This is a genomic window from Desulfovibrio legallii, assembly GCF_004309735.1.
Classification (GTDB): domain Bacteria; phylum Desulfobacterota; class Desulfovibrionia; order Desulfovibrionales; family Desulfovibrionaceae; genus Desulfovibrio; species Desulfovibrio legallii.
The window spans coordinates 25,808-45,959 of the sequence record NZ_SIXC01000016.1; the positions used below are offsets into that span (position 1 = coordinate 25,808).

At 65.4% G+C, this 20,152-nt stretch carries 18 protein-coding genes; 12 read left to right on the forward strand and 6 right to left on the reverse strand.

Annotated elements, in window-relative coordinates; all coding sequences use genetic code 11:
• Nucleotides 1–37 precede the first annotated feature (37 nt).
• The 5 genes from prfB (at nt 38) to dapA (ending at nt 4,219) form a co-directional block, all read left to right on the forward strand.
• Nucleotides 38–1,151, forward strand: a protein-coding gene (prfB, locus tag EB812_RS10820) for a peptide chain release factor 2 (protein ID WP_118229551.1) whose coding sequence is annotated in 2 segments (ribosomal slippage) — nt 38–112 and nt 114–1,151 — 1,113 coding nt in all. Because the reading frame shifts where the segments join, the coding sequence is not laid out codon by codon here.
• Nucleotides 1,135–1,911, forward strand: a complete 777-nt coding sequence (locus tag EB812_RS10825; protein WP_165450939.1) for a GGDEF domain-containing protein — start codon at nt 1,135–1,137, stop codon at nt 1,909–1,911. The genes prfB and EB812_RS10825 overlap by 17 nt, the downstream gene beginning before the upstream one ends.
• 1 nt (nt 1,912) lies before the next feature.
• Nucleotides 1,913–2,734: a MinD/ParA family protein gene (locus EB812_RS10830; RefSeq protein WP_130958290.1), complete on the forward strand. Its 822-nt coding sequence runs from the start codon at nt 1,913–1,915 to the stop codon at nt 2,732–2,734.
• 177 nt (nt 2,735–2,911) lie between these two features.
• A complete protein-coding gene (locus EB812_RS10835; protein WP_270229347.1) occupies nt 2,912–3,229 on the forward strand; it encodes an HU family DNA-binding protein in 318 nt (105 codons plus the stop codon).
• Nucleotides 3,230–3,340: 111 nt separating this feature from the next.
• Nucleotides 3,341–4,219: a 4-hydroxy-tetrahydrodipicolinate synthase gene (gene dapA / locus EB812_RS10840; protein ID WP_118229546.1), complete on the forward strand. Its 879-nt coding sequence runs from the start codon at nt 3,341–3,343 to the stop codon at nt 4,217–4,219.
• 574 nt (nt 4,220–4,793) lie between these two features.
• Here dapA and purN read toward each other — a convergent pair.
• The 3 genes from purN to EB812_RS10855 are packed head-to-tail and all read right to left on the reverse strand — an operon-like array spanning nt 4,794 to nt 8,507.
• Complete coding sequence (gene purN / locus EB812_RS10845) at nt 4,794–5,468, reverse strand: phosphoribosylglycinamide formyltransferase (RefSeq protein WP_118229545.1); 675 nt, start codon at nt 5,466–5,468, stop codon at nt 4,794–4,796.
• A 7-nt stretch (nt 5,469–5,475) separates the two neighbouring features.
• On the reverse strand, nt 5,476–7,005 hold the full coding sequence (gene cobA / locus EB812_RS10850) for a uroporphyrinogen-III C-methyltransferase (RefSeq protein ID WP_118229544.1): 1,530 nt from the start codon (nt 7,003–7,005) through the stop codon (nt 5,476–5,478).
• A complete protein-coding gene (locus EB812_RS10855) occupies nt 7,002–8,507 on the reverse strand; it encodes a leucyl aminopeptidase (protein ID WP_118229543.1) in 1,506 nt (501 codons plus the stop codon). The genes cobA and EB812_RS10855 overlap by 4 nt, the downstream gene beginning before the upstream one ends.
• 219 nt (nt 8,508–8,726) lie before the next feature.
• On the opposite strand from EB812_RS10855, the gene hemW reads away from it, so the two are divergent.
• Nucleotides 8,727–10,001 carry a radical SAM family heme chaperone HemW gene (gene hemW, locus EB812_RS10860; protein WP_118229542.1) on the forward strand — a complete coding sequence of 425 codons (1,275 nt, stop codon included), beginning with the start codon at nt 8,727–8,729 and terminating at the stop codon, nt 9,999–10,001.
• A gap of 319 nt (nt 10,002–10,320) precedes the next feature.
• Here hemW and EB812_RS10865 read toward each other — a convergent pair whose 3' ends face one another.
• Together EB812_RS10865 and EB812_RS10870 are read right to left on the reverse strand one after the other, a co-directional pair.
• Entirely contained in the window at nt 10,321–12,684 is a 2,364-nt protein-coding gene (locus EB812_RS10865; RefSeq protein WP_118229541.1) for an STT3 domain-containing protein, read from the reverse strand.
• 20 nt (nt 12,685–12,704) lie between these two features.
• Complete coding sequence (locus tag EB812_RS10870) at nt 12,705–13,361, reverse strand: 16S rRNA (guanine(527)-N(7))-methyltransferase RsmG (RefSeq protein WP_380059440.1); 657 nt, start codon at nt 13,359–13,361, stop codon at nt 12,705–12,707.
• Between the two features lie 137 nt (nt 13,362–13,498).
• Here EB812_RS10870 and EB812_RS10875 point away from each other — a divergent pair, with 137 nt between their 5' ends.
• The 5 genes from EB812_RS10875 (at nt 13,499) to ruvC (ending at nt 18,635) form a co-directional block, all read left to right on the forward strand.
• A complete protein-coding gene (locus EB812_RS10875; RefSeq protein ID WP_118229539.1) occupies nt 13,499–14,440 on the forward strand; it encodes an ACP S-malonyltransferase in 942 nt (313 codons plus the stop codon).
• A gap of 60 nt (nt 14,441–14,500) precedes the next feature.
• Nucleotides 14,501–16,156 carry an arginine--tRNA ligase gene (gene argS / locus EB812_RS10880; RefSeq protein WP_130958291.1) on the forward strand — a complete coding sequence of 552 codons (1,656 nt, stop codon included), beginning with the start codon at nt 14,501–14,503 and terminating at the stop codon, nt 16,154–16,156.
• A gap of 204 nt (nt 16,157–16,360) precedes the next feature.
• Nucleotides 16,361–17,260 (forward strand): SPOR domain-containing protein, encoded by a 900-nt coding sequence (locus EB812_RS10885; protein ID WP_130958292.1) that lies wholly within the window; start codon nt 16,361–16,363, stop codon nt 17,258–17,260.
• Between the two features lie 12 nt (nt 17,261–17,272).
• Nucleotides 17,273–18,073 (forward strand): MlaE family ABC transporter permease, encoded by an 801-nt coding sequence (locus EB812_RS10890; RefSeq protein WP_118229536.1) that lies wholly within the window; start codon nt 17,273–17,275, stop codon nt 18,071–18,073.
• 7 nt (nt 18,074–18,080) lie between these two features.
• Nucleotides 18,081–18,635: a crossover junction endodeoxyribonuclease RuvC gene (gene ruvC / locus EB812_RS10895; RefSeq protein WP_130958293.1), complete on the forward strand. Its 555-nt coding sequence runs from the start codon at nt 18,081–18,083 to the stop codon at nt 18,633–18,635.
• Between the two features lie 176 nt (nt 18,636–18,811).
• On the opposite strand, the gene EB812_RS10900 is transcribed toward ruvC, so the two are convergent.
• Nucleotides 18,812–19,285 (reverse strand): 23S rRNA (pseudouridine(1915)-N(3))-methyltransferase RlmH, encoded by a 474-nt coding sequence (locus tag EB812_RS10900; RefSeq protein WP_118229534.1) that lies wholly within the window; start codon nt 19,283–19,285, stop codon nt 18,812–18,814.
• Here EB812_RS10900 and EB812_RS10905 point away from each other — a divergent pair.
• Nucleotides 19,284–19,955, forward strand: a complete 672-nt coding sequence (locus EB812_RS10905) for an L-threonylcarbamoyladenylate synthase (protein WP_118229533.1) — start codon at nt 19,284–19,286, stop codon at nt 19,953–19,955. The two genes, EB812_RS10900 and EB812_RS10905, sit on opposite strands and share 2 nt — an antisense overlap.
• Nucleotides 19,956–20,152: the final 197 nt, after the last annotated feature.

A 20,152-nucleotide genomic window follows, 5' to 3' on the forward strand; every position in this document is an offset into this window, starting at 1 on the left:
CGCGTTTCTGCGCCCCACCCTCAACCCCCACACCGCCATGCTCCAACTCAGTGATCTTCGCGCCGCCTGTCAGCCCCTCAGCCAACGCTTTACCGCCCTCTGGGGGCGTCTTTGACCTGGCCGGCAGTGAACAACGCCTGCAGGAAATCGAACAAAGCCTTTCCAGGCCCGGCGCGTGGGACAAACCCGAAGCCCTGACGCCCCTGCTGCAGGAAAAACGCCGCCTGGAGGATGAGGTGGAACGCCTTGGCAAGCTCAAAACCTGCCACGACGACATGATTGAATGGCTGGCCCTGGCAGCGGAAGGCGAAGACCCGGAAGCCCTGGAATCCTTGGACCAGCAACGCGCCGAGCTGGCCCGCCTGCTGGACGAAACCGAACTGGTCATGCTGCTTTCCGGCGAGGAAGACAGCCAGGACGCCATTCTGGAAATACATCCCGGAGCGGGCGGTACGGAATCGCAGGACTGGGCCGAAATGCTCCTGCGCATGTACACCCGCTGGGCTGCACGCCGCCACTATACGGTGGAGGAGCTGGACTTTTTGCCCGGCGACGAGGCGGGCATCAAAAGCGTTACTCTGCGCGTCGCCGGGCCGCACGCTTTCGGCTTTCTCAAAAGCGAACGGGGCATCCACCGCCTGATCCGCATTTCGCCCTTTGATTCCTCGGGCCGACGGCATACATCCTTTGCTTCGGTGGACGTAATCCCCGACGCGGGCGACGACATCCAGCTGGATATCAAAGAAGCGGACATCCGCGTGGACATTTTTCGCTCCAGCGGCCCCGGCGGCCAGAGCGTCAACACCACCAGCTCTGCCGTGCGGGTCACCCACCTGCCCACGGGCATCTCGGCCCAGTGCCAGAACGAAAAATCCCAGCACCATAACCGCGAAACGGCCATGCGCGTGCTGCGCGCCCGTCTCTACAACCTTGAGCTGCAAAAACGCGAGGCCCAGCGCCAGGCCCAGTACGCCGGCAAGGACGCCATCGCCTTCGGCAGCCAGATCCGCACGTACACACTTCAGCCCTACCGTCTGGTCAAGGACCACCGCACCGGCACGGAAATGGGCGATGTGGAGGCTGTTCTTGACGGCCAGATCGACCGTTTTCAGCACGACTACCTGTTGTACCGACATGAGCAAGAACGCTGACCCCCCCCTTCTGCCCTCGGCCGACCCCAGTGCCCCGCACATGGCCAACACCGACCAGCGGGCCGCATTGACAGCCGCCCTGCTGCGGGAGGTGGACCCGGACCTGTGGCAAGAATTCTGCCGCCGTCACCCGGAAAGCATCCGCCCGCTTTTATCCGCGCCTCTTGCCGAAACGGCTGCGGCCCTGCCGCCCATAACGGAGCAGCCGGAAGGCCCCCTGGCCCTCATGCTCACTGCAGAACATTTTGCGCATCAGATCAGCCGCGAAATCCTGCTCCTGGCCCGCACGGGCGGGGAACTCTCCCTGCTCTGCGCCGCCGTTTGCGGCTCCGACGCCGCAAGCGACGGCAGCCTTATAGGCGCAACTCTGGCCGAGGCCCTGGCCGAAAGCCTGCGCGCCTGCCAGGAAAGCTGCGACAGCCTGGGCTGCACCGGGCCGGGGCGTTTTGCCCTGCTTTTGCCCGGCGTGGGGCGTCTGCGCGCCCGCCTGCTGGCGGAACAAGTGCGTCAGCACTTTGCCCGGCGGGCCGCAACATTACTGCGCCGCGCCGAAGACGGCCCCCCGCGCCACTGCGCCGTGGGCGTCACCTACGCGGCCCAGGGTCGCCGACTGAGCGCCCGAACCCTGATCCAGCAGGCCGATGCCGCGCTGCACGCGGCCCAAACCTCCCCGGAGGGCATCACCTTGGCGGATGACCCGCTCGAACGGGACTCGCTGGTGCAGGCCCATGAAAAACGCTTTCTCTTTTTTGGGAGCTGATATGGCAACAACAACACTGAGCGTGTCCCTTCTCAGCGGCAAAGGCGGCGTGGGCAAAACCAACGTGGCGCTCAATCTGGCCTGCGCCCTGCATGAGCAGGGCTTCAAAATTCTGCTTATGGATTGCGATCTGGGCCTGGCCAACCTGGATGTGCTGCTGGGCATTACCCCTGAAGGCAACCTGCAGACCGCGCTGCTGGGCGAAAGCAAAATCGCCGATGTGCTCTGCCCCGTCGCGCCCCAGGGTTTCGACGTGCTGCCCGCCGCCTCAGGCGTGCCGGAACTCACCGACCTGCAGCCCGACGCCCGCGACCTGCTCTTTTCCCGCCTGGAACCCGTGCTGCACAACTACGACTATGTGCTCATGGACCAAGGCGCGGGCATCTCCCAGACCGTGCAGACCTTTGCGGCCCTGGCCGCCGTACGTCTGGTCGTCATCACGCCGGAACCAACCTCTCTCACCGACAGCTACGCCCTGATCAAGGTGCTCAACCTCCACTACGGCGTGCGCGACTTTCTCGTCATCGTCAATCAGGCAACTTCCGCCACTGAAGCCAAAAACGCCTTTTCCAAGCTGCACGGCGCCTGCCGCCACTTTCTGCACCTGGAGCCCGTGCTCCTTGGCCATGTACGTGCGGACAAAAACGTGCCAGAGGCCGTCTGCCGCCAACAGCCCCTTATGCGCATGGCCCCGGGCTGCCCCGCAGCCCAGGATATCCAGGCCCTGGCCGCCCGCCTGCAACGCCTGCGCCTGAGCATGCTGGACTGGCTCGCCCCCCGGCAGGTGCTGCAGCCTTTGCCGGCCGCCACGCTTCAAGACTGACCCGCCCCGCCCCGCGCTCGGCGCACCGCAATGCCGCGATTGCCGCACTATTCACGACACGCCGTAACTCCGGCGGCGCAGTCGTTTCTTTTAGTAAAACCGGCGAAAAATTTTTCGCAGAAGGTTTACCTTGCGGCATAAAAACGGTAGGAAGAAATTACCAGTAAATGCCCGGCCTTGTCGCCCTGGCGGGCTAACCGGCAAAGCCACGGAGGCACGATGAACAAAAGCGAACTGATCAAAGCCTTGGCCGATGAAACCAACCTCCCTTCCGATGATGCGTCGCTGGTGGTCAACACCTTTTTCAACACCATGAAAAAATCCCTGCTGGCCGGAGAAAGGATCGAAATCCGCGGCTTCGGCAGCTTTAAAATCAAGGAGTACCAAGGCTACGCAGGCCGCAATCCCAAAACGGGCGAAAGCGTGACGGTGGCCTCCAAACGCCTGCCGTTCTTCCGCGCCGGGAAGGAATTGAAGGAATTCATCAACCAATAACGCCTATTGCGCCAAAAAGCTCACGGTTCCGGCCTTGCCGCCGACTGTCGGCCCCGCGTTGGTCGACAGTCGGCGACGCCGCTATGGCGCGAGCGCGGACAGGAGTCAGCCATGTTATTTTCCGGTGCCTTGACCGCTCTGGTCACCCCATTCCGCAACAACAGCCTGGACGAAGCCACCTACCGGGCCTTCATAGAACACCAGATTAATGCGGGCATCCATGGCTTGGTGCCCTGCGGCACTACCGGCGAATCCGCCACCCTCAGCCATGAGGAACACGAACGGGTCATCGAAATCTGCATTGATCAGGCCAAGGGCCGCGTGCCCGTGCTGGCCGGGGCTGGCTCCAACAACACCACCGAAGCCATCCGCCTGGCCCGCTTCGCCAAAAAAGCCGGGGCCGACGGGGCGCTGCTTATCACCCCCTACTATAACAAACCCACCCAGGAAGGCCTTTACCAGCACTACAAGGCCATTGCCAAAGCCGTGGATCTGCCTCTGGTGCCCTACAACGTGCCCGGACGCACCGGCTGCAATCTGCTGCCCCCCACCCTGGCCCGTCTGGCCCACGACTTTTCCAACATCGTGGGCGTCAAGGAAGCCACCGGCGACATGTCCCAGGCCAGCCGCATCCTTGAAAGCTGCCCCGAAGGCTTCTGCGTGCTCTCCGGCGACGACTTCACCGCCCTGCCCCTTATGGCCCTGGGCGGCAAGGGCGTCATCTCCGTCACTTCCAACGTGGCGCCCGACCGCATGGCCGCCATGTGCAACGCCTTCAACCAGGGCGACCTGGCCGGTGCGGCCCGCCTGCACCACGAACTCTTCCCCTTGCACGAGGCCATGTTCCTGGAAAGCAACCCCATCCCGGCTAAAACCGCTCTGGCCCTGATGGGACGGATGGAAGCCGAACTGCGCCTGCCCCTCTGCCCCATGGGCGACAACGCCAAACACCGCCTCCTCGAAGTTCTGCGCCAGCAAAAACTGCTCTAGATCAGATAACCTTTGAGAGTATGCATTTTCAAATGTTACGGCACGCTCGCTCCGGCGCTCCATCGCGCAACTAAATTGCGCTTGCGCCTCCACAGCGAGCGGCTGCTTACGCAACCGCCAGGGCATTTCAAAATTGCAATGCCCTGAGGCAGCAGGACCGCGAATTTTTTTGTGGGGAGGGGAACTGTTGTGAACAAAAGTTCCCTTCCCCACATCCCCATCCTTCAAAAAACTTTTCTCCCGTGCCAGATTCCGCCGGGCGCCCCCTGACCGAAAGCAGACCAAGCGCAAAGCGGCGCGTCCTCTTGAGCAACTGTACTTTTACTCAAAAGGACGCGCCGCTGTTCTGCGGTTCACGGCCCGGTGGAATTGGTGTGCTGTGGGCGACCCGCGCGTGCATAGGTCCAGGGCCAGGGGTCCAGAGGCATGGCCGCCGGGCGCGTTCCCCCTTAGAGCAGTTAGCGAATGAAATGAGCTAACTGCTCTGCAAGGATTTTCTTGAAAATCCTTGCCACAAAATGCGAGAAGGCAGGCTTTTGCCTGCCGTAAGCGAGCATTTCAAGTGTTAAATGCTCTAGAAGCCCGTTTCCAGGGGCGGCCAAACCAGCCAATCGCCGTCACGGGGGGCGCGGGGGACGGCAGCGGGGGCGATAAAGACCCGCCGGTCCTGCACGCGCACCCGGCCTTGGGCCAGCCATTGCACGGCTTGGGGGTAAATGCGGTGCTCCATGACATGGATGCGCTGCATGAGCGTTGCGACGTCTTCACCGGCCTCCACGGGCACGGCGGCCTGGATGAGCACCGGGCCGCTGTCCACCTTTTCTTCCACAAAATGGACCGTGCAGCCGGAGAGTTTGACGCCGTAAGCCACGGCGTCGGCTCCGCCGTGCACGCCGGGAAAGCTGGGCAGCAGGGCGGGGTGAATATTGAGCACCCGCCCGGCAAAGGCTTCCAGAAAGTAAGGGGTGAGCAGACGCATATAGCCCGCCAGCACCACCAGATCTACGCCGTCGTCCTGCAGGGTCGCCGCCATGCTGCGATCAAAGCTCTCGCGGTCGGGGAAGCTGGTGTGGTCCAGGGTCAGGCAGGGCACGCCGACCCTGGCCGCGCGCTCAATGACTTTTGCGCCGGGCCGGTTGCAGACGACGCGCCGGATGTTCACGTCCAGAACCCCGGCGGCGGCCTTGTCGAACATGGCCTGGGCGTTAGTGCCGCTGCCGGAGGCCAGGATAGCGATATTCAGGGGCATGCTGTCCTCAGGCGCGGGCGGACCGCGCAAAATGGGTTTGCAGGGCCGCCACCAGAGCCGGAATGGTATACTCTTCCGGCTGGATGCGGCAGGCGAGACCGTGCGCGGCCAGGGTCCGGGCCGTGACCGGGCCGATGGCCGCCAGCTGCACTTCAGGATGGGCCTTAAGCGTGGCCGCCGGAATGAGCGCCAGGAAATTTTCCACCGTGGAGGAAGAACCAAAGGTAACGCAGTCCAGATGGCCTTCTTCCAGGCAACGCAGCACGGCCTCCCGGTTATGGTCGGCGGGCACGGTCACATAGGCGGGCAGCACGTCCACCACGGCCCCGGCCTTACGCAGCTCTTCGGGCAGCACCTCGCGGGCCTTGGCCGCACGGGGCAGCAAAAAGCGCTTGCCCGCCACTGCGCCGCCTTCGCGGGCCAACAGCCCCTCCAGCACGCCTTCGGCCACATAGCGTTGCGGCACAAAATCCGGTGCAATGCCCCGGCCGCGCAGAGCCTCGGCCGTAGCCGGGCCAATGGCCGCCACCCGGCAGCCGCCCAGGGCGCGGCTGTCTTTGCCGACCACTGCCAAGCGTTGCCAGAAGTGACGCACCCCATTCACCGAAGTGAAGATAATCCAGTGATATTCCGCAAGGTTGGCCAGCGCTGCGTCCAGGGCGGCGTAGTCCTCCAGCGGGCGGATTTCTATGGTGGGGCACTGGATGACCTCGGCCCCCAGGCTTGTGAGGCTTTGGGCCAGACCGCTGGCCTGTTCCCGCGCACGGGTCACCACAATGCGGCGGCCGAACAGGGGGCGGTTTTCAAACCAGTTGAGCGTGCCGCGCAGGCCCGCCACCTTGCCCACCACAATGACCGAAGGGTTGGTGAAGGCCGCCGCAGCAGCCGCCTGGGGAAGCTCGGCCAGCGGCGCCGCAAGGCTGCGCTGGGCGGGCGTGGTGCCGCGGTAGACCAAGGCCGCCGGGGTGGCTGGGTCCATGCCCGCCGCCAGCAGGTTGCGCACAATATCCGGCAGATTCTTCATGCCCATGACAAAAACCAGCGTGGCGGCGCTGGCCGCCAAGGCGGCCCAGTTGTGCACCGATCCGGGCTTGTCCGGATTTTCGTGCCCTGTGATGATGGTTACAGAGGAAGCGAAGTCACGGTGCGTCAGGGGAATGCCCGCGTAGGCCGGAGCCGCCACCGTGCTGCTGATGCCGGGCACTTCCTCAAACGGCACGCCTGCGGCCACAAGCTCTTCGGCCTCTTCGCCGCCGCGCCCGAAAATATAGGGGTCACCGCCCTTGAGCCGGGCCACCACCTTGCCCTCGCGGGCCTTGGCCACCAGCAGGGCGTTGATCTGATCCTGGGGCAGGGCGTGGTTGCCCGCCACCTTGCCCACATAAATTTTTTCCGCGTCTGGCCGGACGTGGTCCAGCAGAGCCTCGTTGGCCAGGGCGTCGTAGACCACCACGTCGGCCCCGGCCAGGGCGTCGCGCCCTTTGAGGGTCAGCAGGCCCGCGTCGCCGGGGCCGGCCCCGATAAGATAGACCTTCATTGCACGCCCCCCCTGGCCAGTTCCAGCAAGGTGCGCGCGCCAAAGGCCGTGGGGCCTTCGGGGCAGAGGGGCGTAGTTTTGGCGGCCCAGTCCACGCCGGCAATGTCCAGGTGCGCCCAGCGTACGCCCTCCTGCACAAAATGCCGCAGGAACAGCGCAGCGTTGATAGCCCCGCCCTCGCGCGGGCCGATGTGGCAGATGTCCGCCACCTGGCTTTTCAGCTGCTCGGCATAAGGCTGCCAGAGGGGCAGGGGCCAGAAGTCTTCGCCACACGCCCCGCCCGCCGCGCGGATGCGCTCGGCAAGATCCGCGTCGTCGCAGAACAGCCCGGCCAGGCCCGTGCCCAGGGCCACGGCGCAGGCCCCGGTGAGGGTGGCAATATCCACCACGGCCGCCGGGGTCCAGGTTTTCTGGGCGTAGGCCAGAGCGTCGCAGAGGGCCAGACGGCCTTCGGCGTCGGTGTTCTGGATTTCCACTGTATCGCCATTGGCGGCGCGCACCACGTCGCCGGGGCGCACGGCTCCGCCGTCGGGCATATTCTCCGCGCAGGTCAGCAGGCCGATCACGCGACGGGGCGCGCCTTCCCGCGCCAGGGCCGTGACCGTGGCCAGCACTGTGGCCGCACCGGTCATGTCGCTCTTCATCTGGTACATGTGAGCGGCAGGTTTAAGGCTGATGCCGCCGGAATCAAAAGTGATGCCTTTGCCCACCAGAATAAGGGGCTTGTCCTGCTCGTGCCCCTTGGGCGCGTGCTCCACCACCACCAGACGCGGCGGACGGCGCGACCCCTGGCCCACGGCCAGCAGGCAGCCCATGCCTTCGCGCTCCAGGGCCTCCTCGTCCAGCACGCTGCAGACAAAGCCCGCGTCCCGCGACAGTTCCTGAGCCTTTTCAGCCAGGGCCTGGGGGTAGAGCAGATTGGAAGGCGTAGTGGCCAAATCCCTGGCCAGACGCACGGCCGCAGCCGCATTCTCACCCCGGCGGGCCGCCGCCTGAAAGCCGTCCGGCACTTCCTCGCCGTCAAAGCCCAGGGCCAGCCATTGGGGATCGGCGGGTTCTTCCGCGTCGGGCTTTTTCAGAGCCGTAAAGCGGTACAGGGCCAGTTGGGCCGCGCACACGCATTCTTCCACCAGGCGCTCCCGGCCGCCAGGCAGCCCGGCCAGGGCCGATTCCGGCAGCAGCAGCGAGGCATAGCCCTGCCGCCGACAAAACTGCACAGCGGCCGCCAGGGCCTTGCGCACGCCGCCAAGATCCAGTTTTTCGCGCGGGCCCAGGCCCACGGCCAACGCGCGGGGCACGGGCAGATCCTTGTGGCCGTGCAGCAGGGCCAGTTCGCCCTTTTTGCCCTTAACATCCCGCAGGGCCGGGGCAATGACCAGCCAGGGCGCGGCCCGGTCGATCTGGGGGCACTGCTCCAGCACGGCTTCCCCCTCGCACACGGGCGCCAGCAGGACTTCCGCCTTCCACTGCTCGGGCCCCAGATTCTGAAAACGTATCTCCATGAGGTTCTCTCCTTGGCAACTCTTTGACGCCGCCTCGCGTGCGGCGCGGCCCGACGCCCGCTTGCGCCCTGTGCCGGACTGCGAATATACTGTGCGTCGGCCTTTTTGCCAAGGGCGACGCCGCCGGACCTTTGGGCAGGCCACAAGGCCCTTGTCTGAGCACGCTTCTTGCATATTTTCAGCAAAGGCCTTTTGCCGCCCCATGATCAGGAACTTGCCATGCTCGTCTATATCCATGTGCCCTTTTGCCGTACCCGCTGCCGTTACTGCGCCTTTCACTCCAACCCTCTGGGGCGCGGCGTGGCCGCCACCGCCTCCCCGGCCGTGCGGGACTATGTGGACACCCTGCTTATGGAGCTGGCCCTCTGGGGGGACCGCCTGGGCGGCAGCCCGGTAGAAACCGTTTTTTTCGGCGGGGGCACCCCCAGCCTGCTGCCGCCGCGCATTATCGGCATCGTACTCGACCGTCTGTCCAAATATTTCAAACTGGCCCCCAAGGCCGAAGTAACCCTGGAAGCCAACCCCGAATCCCTGCGCGGCGGACACGTGGCGGCCCAGTTTCTGGATGCCGGGGTCAATCGCCTGTCCATCGGCCTGCAGAGCATGGACGAAGCCCAACTGCGCATGCTGGGCCGGGCGCACAAGGCCGCCGACAGCCTGCACGCCGTGTTTCTGGCGCGCGAAGCGGGCTGCACCAATATCAACGTGGACCTCATGTGGGGGCTGCCGGGCCAGAGCGTGCGCCAATGGCTGCAGACACTTAAAGACGTCTTCCGTATGACGCCGGACCATATTTCGGCCTACGGCCTGACCCTGGAGCCGGGCACAGCCCTGGAAGCTGACGTGGAAGAAGGCCGCCTGAACCTGCCCCCCGAACGGGACCAGAACATCATGTTCATGGAAGGCGCGGCCCTGCTGGAACAGCACGGCTACCTGCACTATGAAATTTCCAATTTCGCCCGCATGGGCTTCCAGTGCCGCCACAATCTGGGCTATTGGGAAGGGGCCGACTACCTGGGCATGGGCCCCTCAGCCACCTCCACCATCCAGAACCGCCGCTGGACCAACCCCGCGGGGCAAAACGCCTGGAACACCCGCGTGCGCCAGGGCAGCCTGGACGCGGAAGCCGAAATCCTCAGCCCGCAAACCCGCGTGCTGGAGCTGCTCATGCTCCGCCTGCGCACGGCCCGCGGCCTGCGCACCAAGGACTACCGCGACCTCACGGGCCGCGACTTCACCCGCGACCACCAGAAACTTGTCCGGGCCCTGCACGAAAACGGCCTCATCCGCCTGCGCGACGGCTACCTGCGCCTGACCCGCAAGGGCATGGTCGTTTCCAACGCCATCCTCACCAACCTCTTTGCCCGCACCAGCGAAGTGCTCAATGCCCCCCTGCCCCAGGGCTCGCCTTCCGCGGCCACTCCGGCCCCGGGCGCGCCCGCCTCTCCCGAGCCGGAACCGGACATCCGCCCCGTGCGCTGGCCCAGCGCCTAGGGCGTTGCAATGCCCTGGATCACTGTGACGGCGCAAGCGTAGCTTCAGCCGTTGCGGCGCAAGAGCTTGGCCCGTTACGACGAAGAAGTTACGGGCCAAGACAACAGCGCTAGCTATGGATGAAGACAGCACCGCTATTTATTTGCACGATTACGCGCCGGAACGAGCGTGTTTTAAACTCTGAAAAGACATATCTTCAAAGGTAATCTGCTCGGAAACAGGTTGCCAGAGGTAACTTTTTTTTGCAGCTTCCGGAATTTTCTTCGGTGCGCGCGGACGGCATACTTGCCCAAAGGCAGGACGCACCTCTTACCGCACGCTACAGCACTTCGTAAATGCGGGCAAAGACGTTGTCGTAGACCAGCTTGAAGTAGGGAGAAAAGCGCGGATTGTGGGCGTCGCCCAGAAGCAACTGGACCATGAGGGAATTGTAGAGGCGCGCGTCCATGGCCAATTTTTCGCCGGTGACGCGATTAAACAGAAAGTTGATGTTGCGGCGGCCGGCAAGGAAGGCGTCCTGTTCTTCCCGCGTGGCTTTGGGGTGCGCGGCGAACCACTCCTGCACATAGTCCCGGCGGCTTACGCCCGTTTCCTCAAACACACTGATGGAAGCGGGGTAGATGGCGCTGGTGCTACCCTCCAGGCGCACTTCGCCGCTGTCGAGCTTGTAAGCCAGAGCCTGGGGCACGATGGAAAGCGCCCCGCCCTCGCCGCTGCGGGTGACAAAATTCCAGCTGCCAAAATTGCTGATCCAGAAGCCCAGACGCAGCATCTCAAAGCTGACCACCAGAAAGACCCGACCCTGAGCCGCAATGAGGGGCGTTTCCGGCGAACGCAGCGTGTCCATAAGGGCCTGCGCCTCCTGGCCGTCCATATCCTCAAAAACCTTGCCGGGCTCATTGCCGTGCTGCGCCGTGTAGCGGATAAGCTGCCGGGCAAAGCGCGGGTTGTCCGTGGCAAAGACCGCCGCGGGCAGATAGAGGGAAGGCCCGGCGTGCTCCGCGCCGTCGGCAATGGTGGGCCGCCGGGCAAAGTGGTGGGCCGCGTAGCCCCAGTCCCACCAGAGCCAGAGCATGGAATCTTCCGGCGTCATGGTGCGGACGCGGGTCAGGGCGTCGGCGTGCCGTCGATTGATCATGGGCCCTTGCGACATAGCGGGAATCATGTCCACAAAAGGCGCCACCAGCAGGGCCAGCACTACGCCGGAGGTCAGAAGACCGGCCACGCTGCCGCGCAGTCCGGCCCGCAGCAGACGCTGCCACAGCCAGAACAGAGGCAGGGTCAGCCCCACAGCCACCACGGGCGCGCCAAACATAACCATGCGTCCGCCCAGCTTGGTGCTCAGCAGGGCCAGGGCCGCCAAGGGCAGTAAGAACAGTGCTCCCGGCCGCCGGGCCACCACCAGAACAAAGCCCAGCAGGCCGACTACGGCAGCCTCCATCCAAGGGTGAAAGTAGGGCAGCAGACCGCTCAGGCTCAGATCCTGCACCTCGATGATGGACTGCGCCACCGAGGGGTAGACCAGCATCGCGCCCTCGCCCGTGCTCTTTGCGTCGCCCGCGTGTTTGAGGTAGGCGTTGGCCTGATTGGCGATGGTTGTAAGGATGTCCCCCTGCAGCGCCAGGCCAATCACGCCCAACCAGAGCAGAACCAGCACCCAAGGACGGCAGAACAGCCGCCGCAGCCGGTAGCCCGGCCGCGTGCCGGCGGTGAGCAGCAGCAGACTGAAGACCAGCCCCGCGGGACCGGCCAAAGTAGGCAAGGCGTAAGCCAAGCTACCCAGCAGCAGCAGAGCGCGCCGCCCGCGCGGGGCCATGACCAGGCTCATGAAGGCCAGCAGGCCCACGTTGTAGCGGATCAGGTAGGGAAAAACCGAATGCCACTCCTGCGTCCACCACGAAACCACGCCGGAGCAGCCCAGCAAAACCACCCACTGCCAGCGCAAGGGGTTGCCCAAGTGCTCCTCGCGCGTGAGGGCGGCGGCCAAGGGCGGCACAGGCCCCTGGCGCCGGAACAGCCGCCGCAGGCTCAGCTGGCCGGCCCCCAGAGCCAGGCGGCGCAGTACCATGCGCGGCAGCAGCATATAGCGCATGGCCCAGCTGGCCGGGGCCAGGGTCATAAGCAAGGGGAAAAAGAGGGTCACCAGATCTGTATCATAGTAGCCCAGCATGGTGCGGGCCAGAAAGCCCGGCGCAAGGGTGGTGAGCACGCCGGCCGCCACGCCCGCTTCCAGACTGCCCAGGGCCCAGACCCAGGCAAAGACGATAACCGCCACCAGACTGGACAGCACCGGAGGGAACCAGAAGCCCACGGCCGCCGGATAGGTGTGCAGCAGGTCGGCCAGGGCCTTGAGCATGACGGCCATGGGGTGGCCTACGGCCCTGCCGAAGCCCTCGGCCCCGGCCACCCAGTGGTAGGCGTCGTGCGTGGCCAGCAGCCACTCTTCACCCAGTCGGTATTCGGGGTTCTGCCAGCAGGGCCATTCCAGCATGCGCAGCCCAAAGGCCAGAGCCAAGGTCACCAGCCCCCAGAACAGGCCCCGGAGCCAGAAGCGCGGCAACGAAGCCGTGGGCGGCGGCACCGCCGCCACTTCAGGGCGTTGGACATCCGGACGTGCGGCGAGGGGTTCGCCGCAAGGCGTCGGGGGTACGGGGGGCTGTGCCGATTGCGCCGCAGAATCCATATCGCAGGTTCCCGTGCCGGTCAGGCGGGCTTGTCCGGGCTGAGCGCCCAGAACCAGCGACCGTCGCCCGCTGCCGCGTAAGACTGCCGGTCCACGCAGCGCCAGGGCGCGGGCAGCCGGTCGGGCACGGGCTCCAGCGCCAGGCAGACCAGCACGCCGTGCGGCCGCAGCCGGTCGCGCACCAGGTCCAGCAATTCCCGCCAGGGCATAAAGGCCCGGCTGACAATGCAGTCTGCCGGGCAGCACTGGCCCTGAAAAAAGTGTTCCACCGTACCGCGAAAAACGTGTGTGGCGGACATATCCAGCCGCGCCAGGGCGTTGGAAAGAAATATGGCGCGCTTTTCGCGCACTTCCACCATATAATACCCCCCGTCAGGCCAGACCAGCCGCAGGGGCAAGCCCGGCAGGCCCGCGCCCGCGCCCAGATCCCAGGTCAGCGGGGCCGCGGGCAGCGGCAGCCGCCGCAAAAACGGCCCCAGGTGCAGGCTGTCCACCACCAGACGGGTAAAAATATCCCTCCAGGCGTGCGGCCCCACCAGATTCATAACCCTATTCCAGCGGGTCAGCAATTCCAGATAGACCGCCAGGGGCTCCACCGCCGCCTTGGGCAGTTCCACGCCCGCGTCCTCCGCCAGACGGGCCAGGGCTGCCCTGTCCACCGATTCCTGCTGCATGATTGCATGTCCTTATTGTATGCTCCGGCGCTGCAGCCGGTCTTTACCCATATCCTTGGCGGACGGGACTTGCAAGCCCTGCGCCGATAACGTAAAAAAAAGGGCTTGCGCGCCAGCCGCGCACACAGGGAGGATTTTGCATGAACCAGCCCATTCTGCTTTTTCCCGGCCAAGGGGCGCAACTGCCCGGTATGGGACGCGACTTGGCCGACGCCGACGCCGAGGCCATGGACCTTTGGAAACAGGCCGAACGCTGCAGCGGGCTGCCCCTGCGCGAGATATACTGGGAAGGCGACGAAGCCGCCATGAGCGACACGCGCGCCCTGCAGCCCGCCCTCACCGTGGTGGGGCTGAACCTCTGGCGCGCCGTGGCCGGTCGCGTGCACCCCTGCGGGGCCGCGGGGCACAGCCTGGGCGAATACAGCGCCCTGGCCGCCGCCGATGTGCTCAGCCCCCAAAGCGTGCTGGAAATCACCGCCCTGCGCGGCCGCCTCATGGCCGAGGCCGATCCTCAGGGGCTGGGCGGCATGGCCGCCATCCTCAAGCTGGAACAGCCGCAGGTGGAAGCCCTGGTGGAAGAAAGCCTGGCCGAAACCGCGGGCCCTCTGCGCATCGCCAACTACAATACCCCCGCGCAGTTTGTGGTCAGCGGGGCCAAAGCCGCCGTGACCCTGGCCTGCAGCAAGGCCAAAGAACACAAGGGGCGCGGCCTGGAGCTCAAGGTCAGCGGGGCCTTTCACAGTCCCCTGCTGGCCGAGGCCAATAAAGAGCTGGCCATACAGCTGCGCAAGGCCGTGTGGCGCAAGCCCCGCTTCCCGGTGTACAGCAACGTCACGGGCAAGGCCGTGCGGGACGGCGAAAGCGCGCGGGAAACCCTGCTGCAGCAGATGACCTCTCCTGTGCTCTGGATCGACGTCGTGCGTCATCAGTACGCCGACGGCGCGCGCCGCTGGCTGGAGCTGGGCCCCAAGGCCCTGCTGGGCAAGATGGTGGCCCCCTGCCTGAGCGGCCTGGCCGAGCCAGCCCAGTTGCAGATCGACCTGGTCAGCGACGGCGAAAGCGCCGCCGCCCTGGAAAACTGACCCATTACGCGGCGGCCCTGCCCCGCATTGTCAAAACACAGCACAAGGACACCCATTTTTATGCGCGCCACAGAAACCCTGCGCACGGCCCTCAAGGCCATTGTTGAAGAAGAAGGCCTGCCCTGGCCCACCAAAACCGTCATTGAGCCCCCGCGCGAGGCCAGACACGGCGACCTTTCCACCAACCTGGCCTTGCTCCTGGCCAAGGAGGCCAAGGCCAATCCGCGCGATCTGGCCCGGAATCTGGCCGAAAAACTGCTGGCGCGCTGCCCGGACGTGGCCGCCGCCGAAGCCGCCGGACCGGGTTTCTGCAACGTGACTTTCAGCCCGGCATACTGGCACGGAGTGGTGCGCGCCGTGGAGGCCGAAGGCGCGGCCTACGGCGAAAGCGCGGCGGGCGGCGGGCGCAAGGTGCTGCTGGAGTACGTTTCGGCCAATCCCACGGGGCCGCTGCACGTGGGGCACGGGCGCGGGGCCGCCGTGGGCGACAGCCTGGCCCGGCTCCTGCGCAGGGCGGGCTACCATGTGGATACGGAATATTATATCAACGACGCTGGCCGCCAGATGCGCCTGCTGGGCCTTTCGGTCTGGCTGCGGGCACAGGAGCTGGCGGGCCGCCCCGTCACCTGGCCGGAAGAGTATTACAAGGGCGACTACATCATCGACATCGCCCGTGAGATGCTCGCCGCCGACCCCGGCCTGGTGGACCTGCCTGACGCACAGGGTCAGGACGTGTGCTATGAAAAAGCCATGACGGACATCCTCAACGGCATCAAGGCCGATTTGCGGGAGTTCCGGGTGGAGCACCAGCGCTGGTTCTCTGAAAAGACTCTGGTGGAAGGCGGGGCCGTGGCCGCGGCTTTTGACGCCCTAACCAAGGCGGGCTATACCTACGAAAAGGACGGGGCCTTCTGGTTCGCCACCCAGAAGCTGGGGGACGACAAGGACCGGGTGCTGCGCAAGTCCGACGGCAGCCTCACCTACTTCGCCTCGGACATCGCCTACCATCACGACAAGTATGCCCGCGGCTATCAGTGGTGCATTGACGTCTGGGGCGCGGACCACCACGGCTACGTGCCGCGCATGCGCGCCGCCGTCACCGCCATGGGACGGCCGCAGGAAGATTTTGACGTGGTGCTCATCCAGCTGGTCAACCTGCTGCGCGACGGCAAGCCCGTGAGCATGTCCACGCGCGCGGGCACCTTTGAAACTCTGGCGGACGTGCTCAAGGAAGTAGGCGTGGACGCGGCGCGCTTCATGTTCCTTTCGCGCAAGAGCGACAGCCCTCTGGATTTCGACCTGGAGCTGGTCAAACAACGCAGCCTGGACAACCCCGTGTACTATGTGCAGTACGCCCATGCCCGCATCAGCGCCGTGCTGCGCCGCGCTGCGGAACGGGGCGTGCGCCTGCCCGACGCCGTGACGGCTGCGGACCTGACCCCGCTGGACACGCCCGAAGATCTGGCCCTGCTGCGCAAAGCCGCCGGGTTTGAAGACATGCTCACGGCGGCGGCCCGCAACTTGGGCGTGCACCATGTGAGCCACTACCTTACGGAACTGGCCGGTCTGCTGCACAGCTACTACGCCAGACACCAGGTGCTGCTGCCCGACGATGCCCCCCGCAGCCTGGCCCGCCTGGCCCTGCTGCGCGCCGTGGCCCAGGTGCTGCGCAACGGCCTGGACGTGTTGGGCGTAAGCGCGCCGGAAAGCATGTAGCCCCCATACGGGCACGCCCCTTGGGCGCGCGGTCTGCCGCTGTCGCGACATAGAACGGCCAATGCCGGAAGCGACACAGCCTTGCCCGCAGGGCACGGCCTCTGCCGCACGCCAAAAAAATCGCCCGGCGGGCTTATTACGCCGAGATTGCCAACGGCCCCCACACCGGGGGGCCACAGCACAACCTTTGATTACAGGAGTCGCATGGCCGGTCCAGTACGTAAACCCAGGGTCCGCTCCGCGGGCGGCGCGCCGGAAAAGGAGCGTCGCTTCGCCCTGCGCCTGTCCCTGCCCGTGGCGGGCCTGCTGGCCGCCGTGCTGGTGGTGGCCGTGGGCTGGTCCTTCTTTATGGGCTATATGGTGGGGCGCGGACAAAACCCCGAACAGCGCGTGGAGCAGCTTACCGGCCTGGGCGGCGCGCCGGCCGCGCCGGCGGCGGAAAAGACGCCGGCACGCCCCTTGGCGGACACTCCTTTAAGGGATGCGGCCCAAACGGATACGGCCTCCAAGGCGACGCCGGACGCCGCCCCAGATCCGGAGCAGGCGACCGCTGCAGGCCCGAAACAAGATACGGCTGCTGCTCGGCCGGCGGCCCCCAGCGGCCCGACGACGCCCCCCAAGGCGGATGCCGGCAAAAGCAAAGGCCCCGCAGCCCCACAGCCCCCCGCCAAAAACGCCTACCCTTTTGCCAGGCCCAGCGGCGGCGGTCTGGCGGCCTGGGGCATCAAGCCCGGCCAGGAGGCCCCCGCGCAGACGGACACGGCGGCCCCCGCCGTTACAGGCGCTGTCCCGGCCAAAAGCGCACCTGCCGCCCAGGGCCAGTCCCGCCCGCAGACGGCGCAGCCTCTTTACGATTTTGTGTTCCAGGCGGCAGCCTTCAATAATGCGGGCGATGCGGACAAACTGCGCTCGCGTTTGGAAGGCCGGGGCCTGCGTACAGGCCTGCAAACGCGCGGCAAACTGCGGCTGGTGCTGATCAACCTGCGCGGCACGGACCTGGACGCCGCCAACCTGCGGGAAGAACTCCAGCGCATGCACCTGGGCGCGCCGCTGCTCAAGTCCAAAAAGGCCGTTGCGGGCAAAAGCCGCAAATCCGGCCGCTGATCGAGGTAAACCATGACGGCACTTTCCCCCACCGCCCCCTTGCGCGCCCTGGGCCGCGCCAGCCTGCACGGTCTGCAGGCTCTTGGCGGCACGGCTCTGTTTCTGCTGGAAGGTATTGCCCAGATCTTTTCCGGCAGCAAAATTCTGCCGCGCACCCTGCAGCAGATCTACGTTATCGGCTCAAAATCTCTGTTTCTCATTTTGCTCATCGGCATTTTCTGCGGCATGGTGCTGGGGCTACAGGGCTACTACACCCTGGTGCAGTTCGGCTCTGTGGCCATGCTGGGCTCCGCCGTATCTCTGACCCTCATCCGTGAACTGGGGCCCGTGCTCACGGCCATCATGCTCACCGGGCGGGCAGGCTCCTCCATGGCGGCGGAAATCGGCGTCATGCGCATCACGGACCAGATCGACGCCCTGGACGTCATGGACATCAATTCCATGGGGTATCTGGTCAGCCCGCGGCTGCTGGCCTCGCTTATCTCCTTCCCGCTGCTCACAGCCATATTTGACGTCATCGGCATTTTGGGCGGCTACCTCACGGGCGTGCTCATGCTGGGCATCAACGAGGGCACCTACTTCTACCGCATGGCCTTTTCCGTCACGGCTACAGACGTCAGCGGCGGTTTTGTCAAGTCTGTGGTCTTCGGCCTGCTGGTGGCCACCATCTGCTGCCGCCAGGGCTACTATGCCAACCGGCGGCGCGACAGCATGGGGCCGGAAGCCGTAGGCAACGCCACCACCTCGGCGGTAGTCATTTCCTGCGTACTCATTCTGGCGGCAGACTACGTCATCACCTCCTTTTTGCTCTGAGGCGCGCGTGCAGCCCGTAACGCTCAGCGGCCCAGTAACGGTCATCGGCATAGACCCCGGCTCTCAGCGCACGGGCTGGGGCGTGGTCAGCGAAGTTTCCGGCGTTCTGCGACTGGTGGATTGCGGCGTGGTGCGCACTGCGGCGGTGGGCAGCGAATTTTGCGACCGGCTGGCTAAAATTTACCGGGATCTGGACGGCATTCTTGCCCGTCTGCGCCCTCAGGAGGCCGCCATTGAGCAGGTTTTTACGGCCAAAAACGCGGCCAGCGCCCTGAAGCTGGGCCAGGCCAGAGGCGTGGCCGTGGCGGCCTGCGCGGCACACGGGCTGCCCATCCGCGACTACGAACCCACATTGGTCAAAAAATCCCTGGTGGGCACGGGCCGGGCCGAAAAAGAACAGGTGGCCTTTATGGTCCGGCGGCTGCTCAACGTCAAAGAAGCCGACAGCCCCTGGGCTCTGGACACCTCCGACGCCCTGGCCGTGGCCCTGTGCCATCTGACCATGCGCCGTTTTGCCGCCCGTGTGGCACTGAGCAAAAAAGCGGAGAAAGCCCCCCTGTAACAAAGGTCTGGGCCCACGCCCGGCAAAAGGCCTGGACCCGGCAACCATACGGGCCCACGCCCCGGCAGGAAGGTATGGCCGAAATATGCCCCGCCCTGCGGCAAAGGGAAGGCAAAAAATTTCCACAAGGGAAAAGGTCCCGACGCGCCGAACTGCGAAAAACAACCCACGTCAAATTAATGGTGATACGGCACCTTGCGTAAGATGCACTCGGCGCGGTAGAGTTGCTCCAGCAAAACCACCCTGGCCAGTTCATGGGGCAGGGTCAGATCCGACAGGCGGAGTATGCGGCAGGCTCGATCGCGTACCGTGGGGTCCAGCCCCCAAGCTCCGCCCACCAGAAAACAGGGGCGTCCCCGCGCTTCTGTATCCATACGACGCAACAGTTCCGCCCATTGGGGCGAGGTCAGCCGTTCCCCCCGCTCGTCCAGCACCAGCGGGAGGTCCTGGGGTTCTAGGGCCTCCAGCAGACGGCGCCCCTCCTGAGCATTTCGCTGCTCCGGCGGCAGGTCGCCGGAACCGTCGCGCACCTCAGTGCAGTCCAGACGTCGCCAACGGGCAATACGCGCCGTATAATGGGCAGCGGCGTCCTTCCAGAAATTTGTCTTGACCCTGCCCACAAAGACACAGCGTAAAGGCTTTCCCGACATGGCTTCCCAACACGGTTATGTAGATTCCGACGTAACGGCGTCGGCCCTCTGCCTGCGCAACGGCGGCATTCTCATATATCCCACAGAAACGTTTTTCGCTTTGGGCTGCATGGCCGATCAGGCCGCGGCCGTGGACATGCTCTACCAGATCAAAGGACGCCCCGTCCACAAACCCTTGCCCCTGCTGGCCGCCGACACCACCCAGGTGGACCGCGTGGCCCTGCTCACGGCCATGCCCATAGGGCTTGAGCAATTCTGGCCCGGCCCTCTTACCGTGCTGCTGCCCGCCCGTCCCGGCCTGCCCGCGTCCCTGGTTAACCCCGACGGACAGGTGGCCGTGCGGGTGACCCCGCACACATTGGCGGCCACCCTGGCTCTGGAGGCCGGTGGAGCGCTCACAGCCACCAGCGCCAACCTCAGTGGCGGCAAGCCCGCGCAACGCGCCAAAGACCTGGACCCCCGCCTGCTGGCCGCCCTGGGCGGACTGGCCCTCCATGGCCGTGCGGGGCGGCTGCTGCGCGGCGGCCCGTCCCCGGAAGGCACGCTGCCTTCCACCGTGGTGGCGCCCTTGGGGCCTGACCAAGGCCGTGCCTTGCGCCTGATCCGCCCCGGCCGGATCAGCATGGCTGCGCTTGCCGCTGCGGGGTTTACCGTGCTGACGGACGACTGAGCCGCCATACGGCTGTGCGCGCCAGGCGCAACCCGCCAACGGCGGCACCCGAAGCCACCTTGGACCGCCGAGCTTGCGAGGCGGGGCTGATGTCGTAATGGTTGGAAAAAATAAGATTTTTTTGATGCCGACAAGAAAGCGGAGAATTTTTGCGCGCAGCGGACTCAAGTCCGTGAGCAGCAAAAATCCTCCGCTGA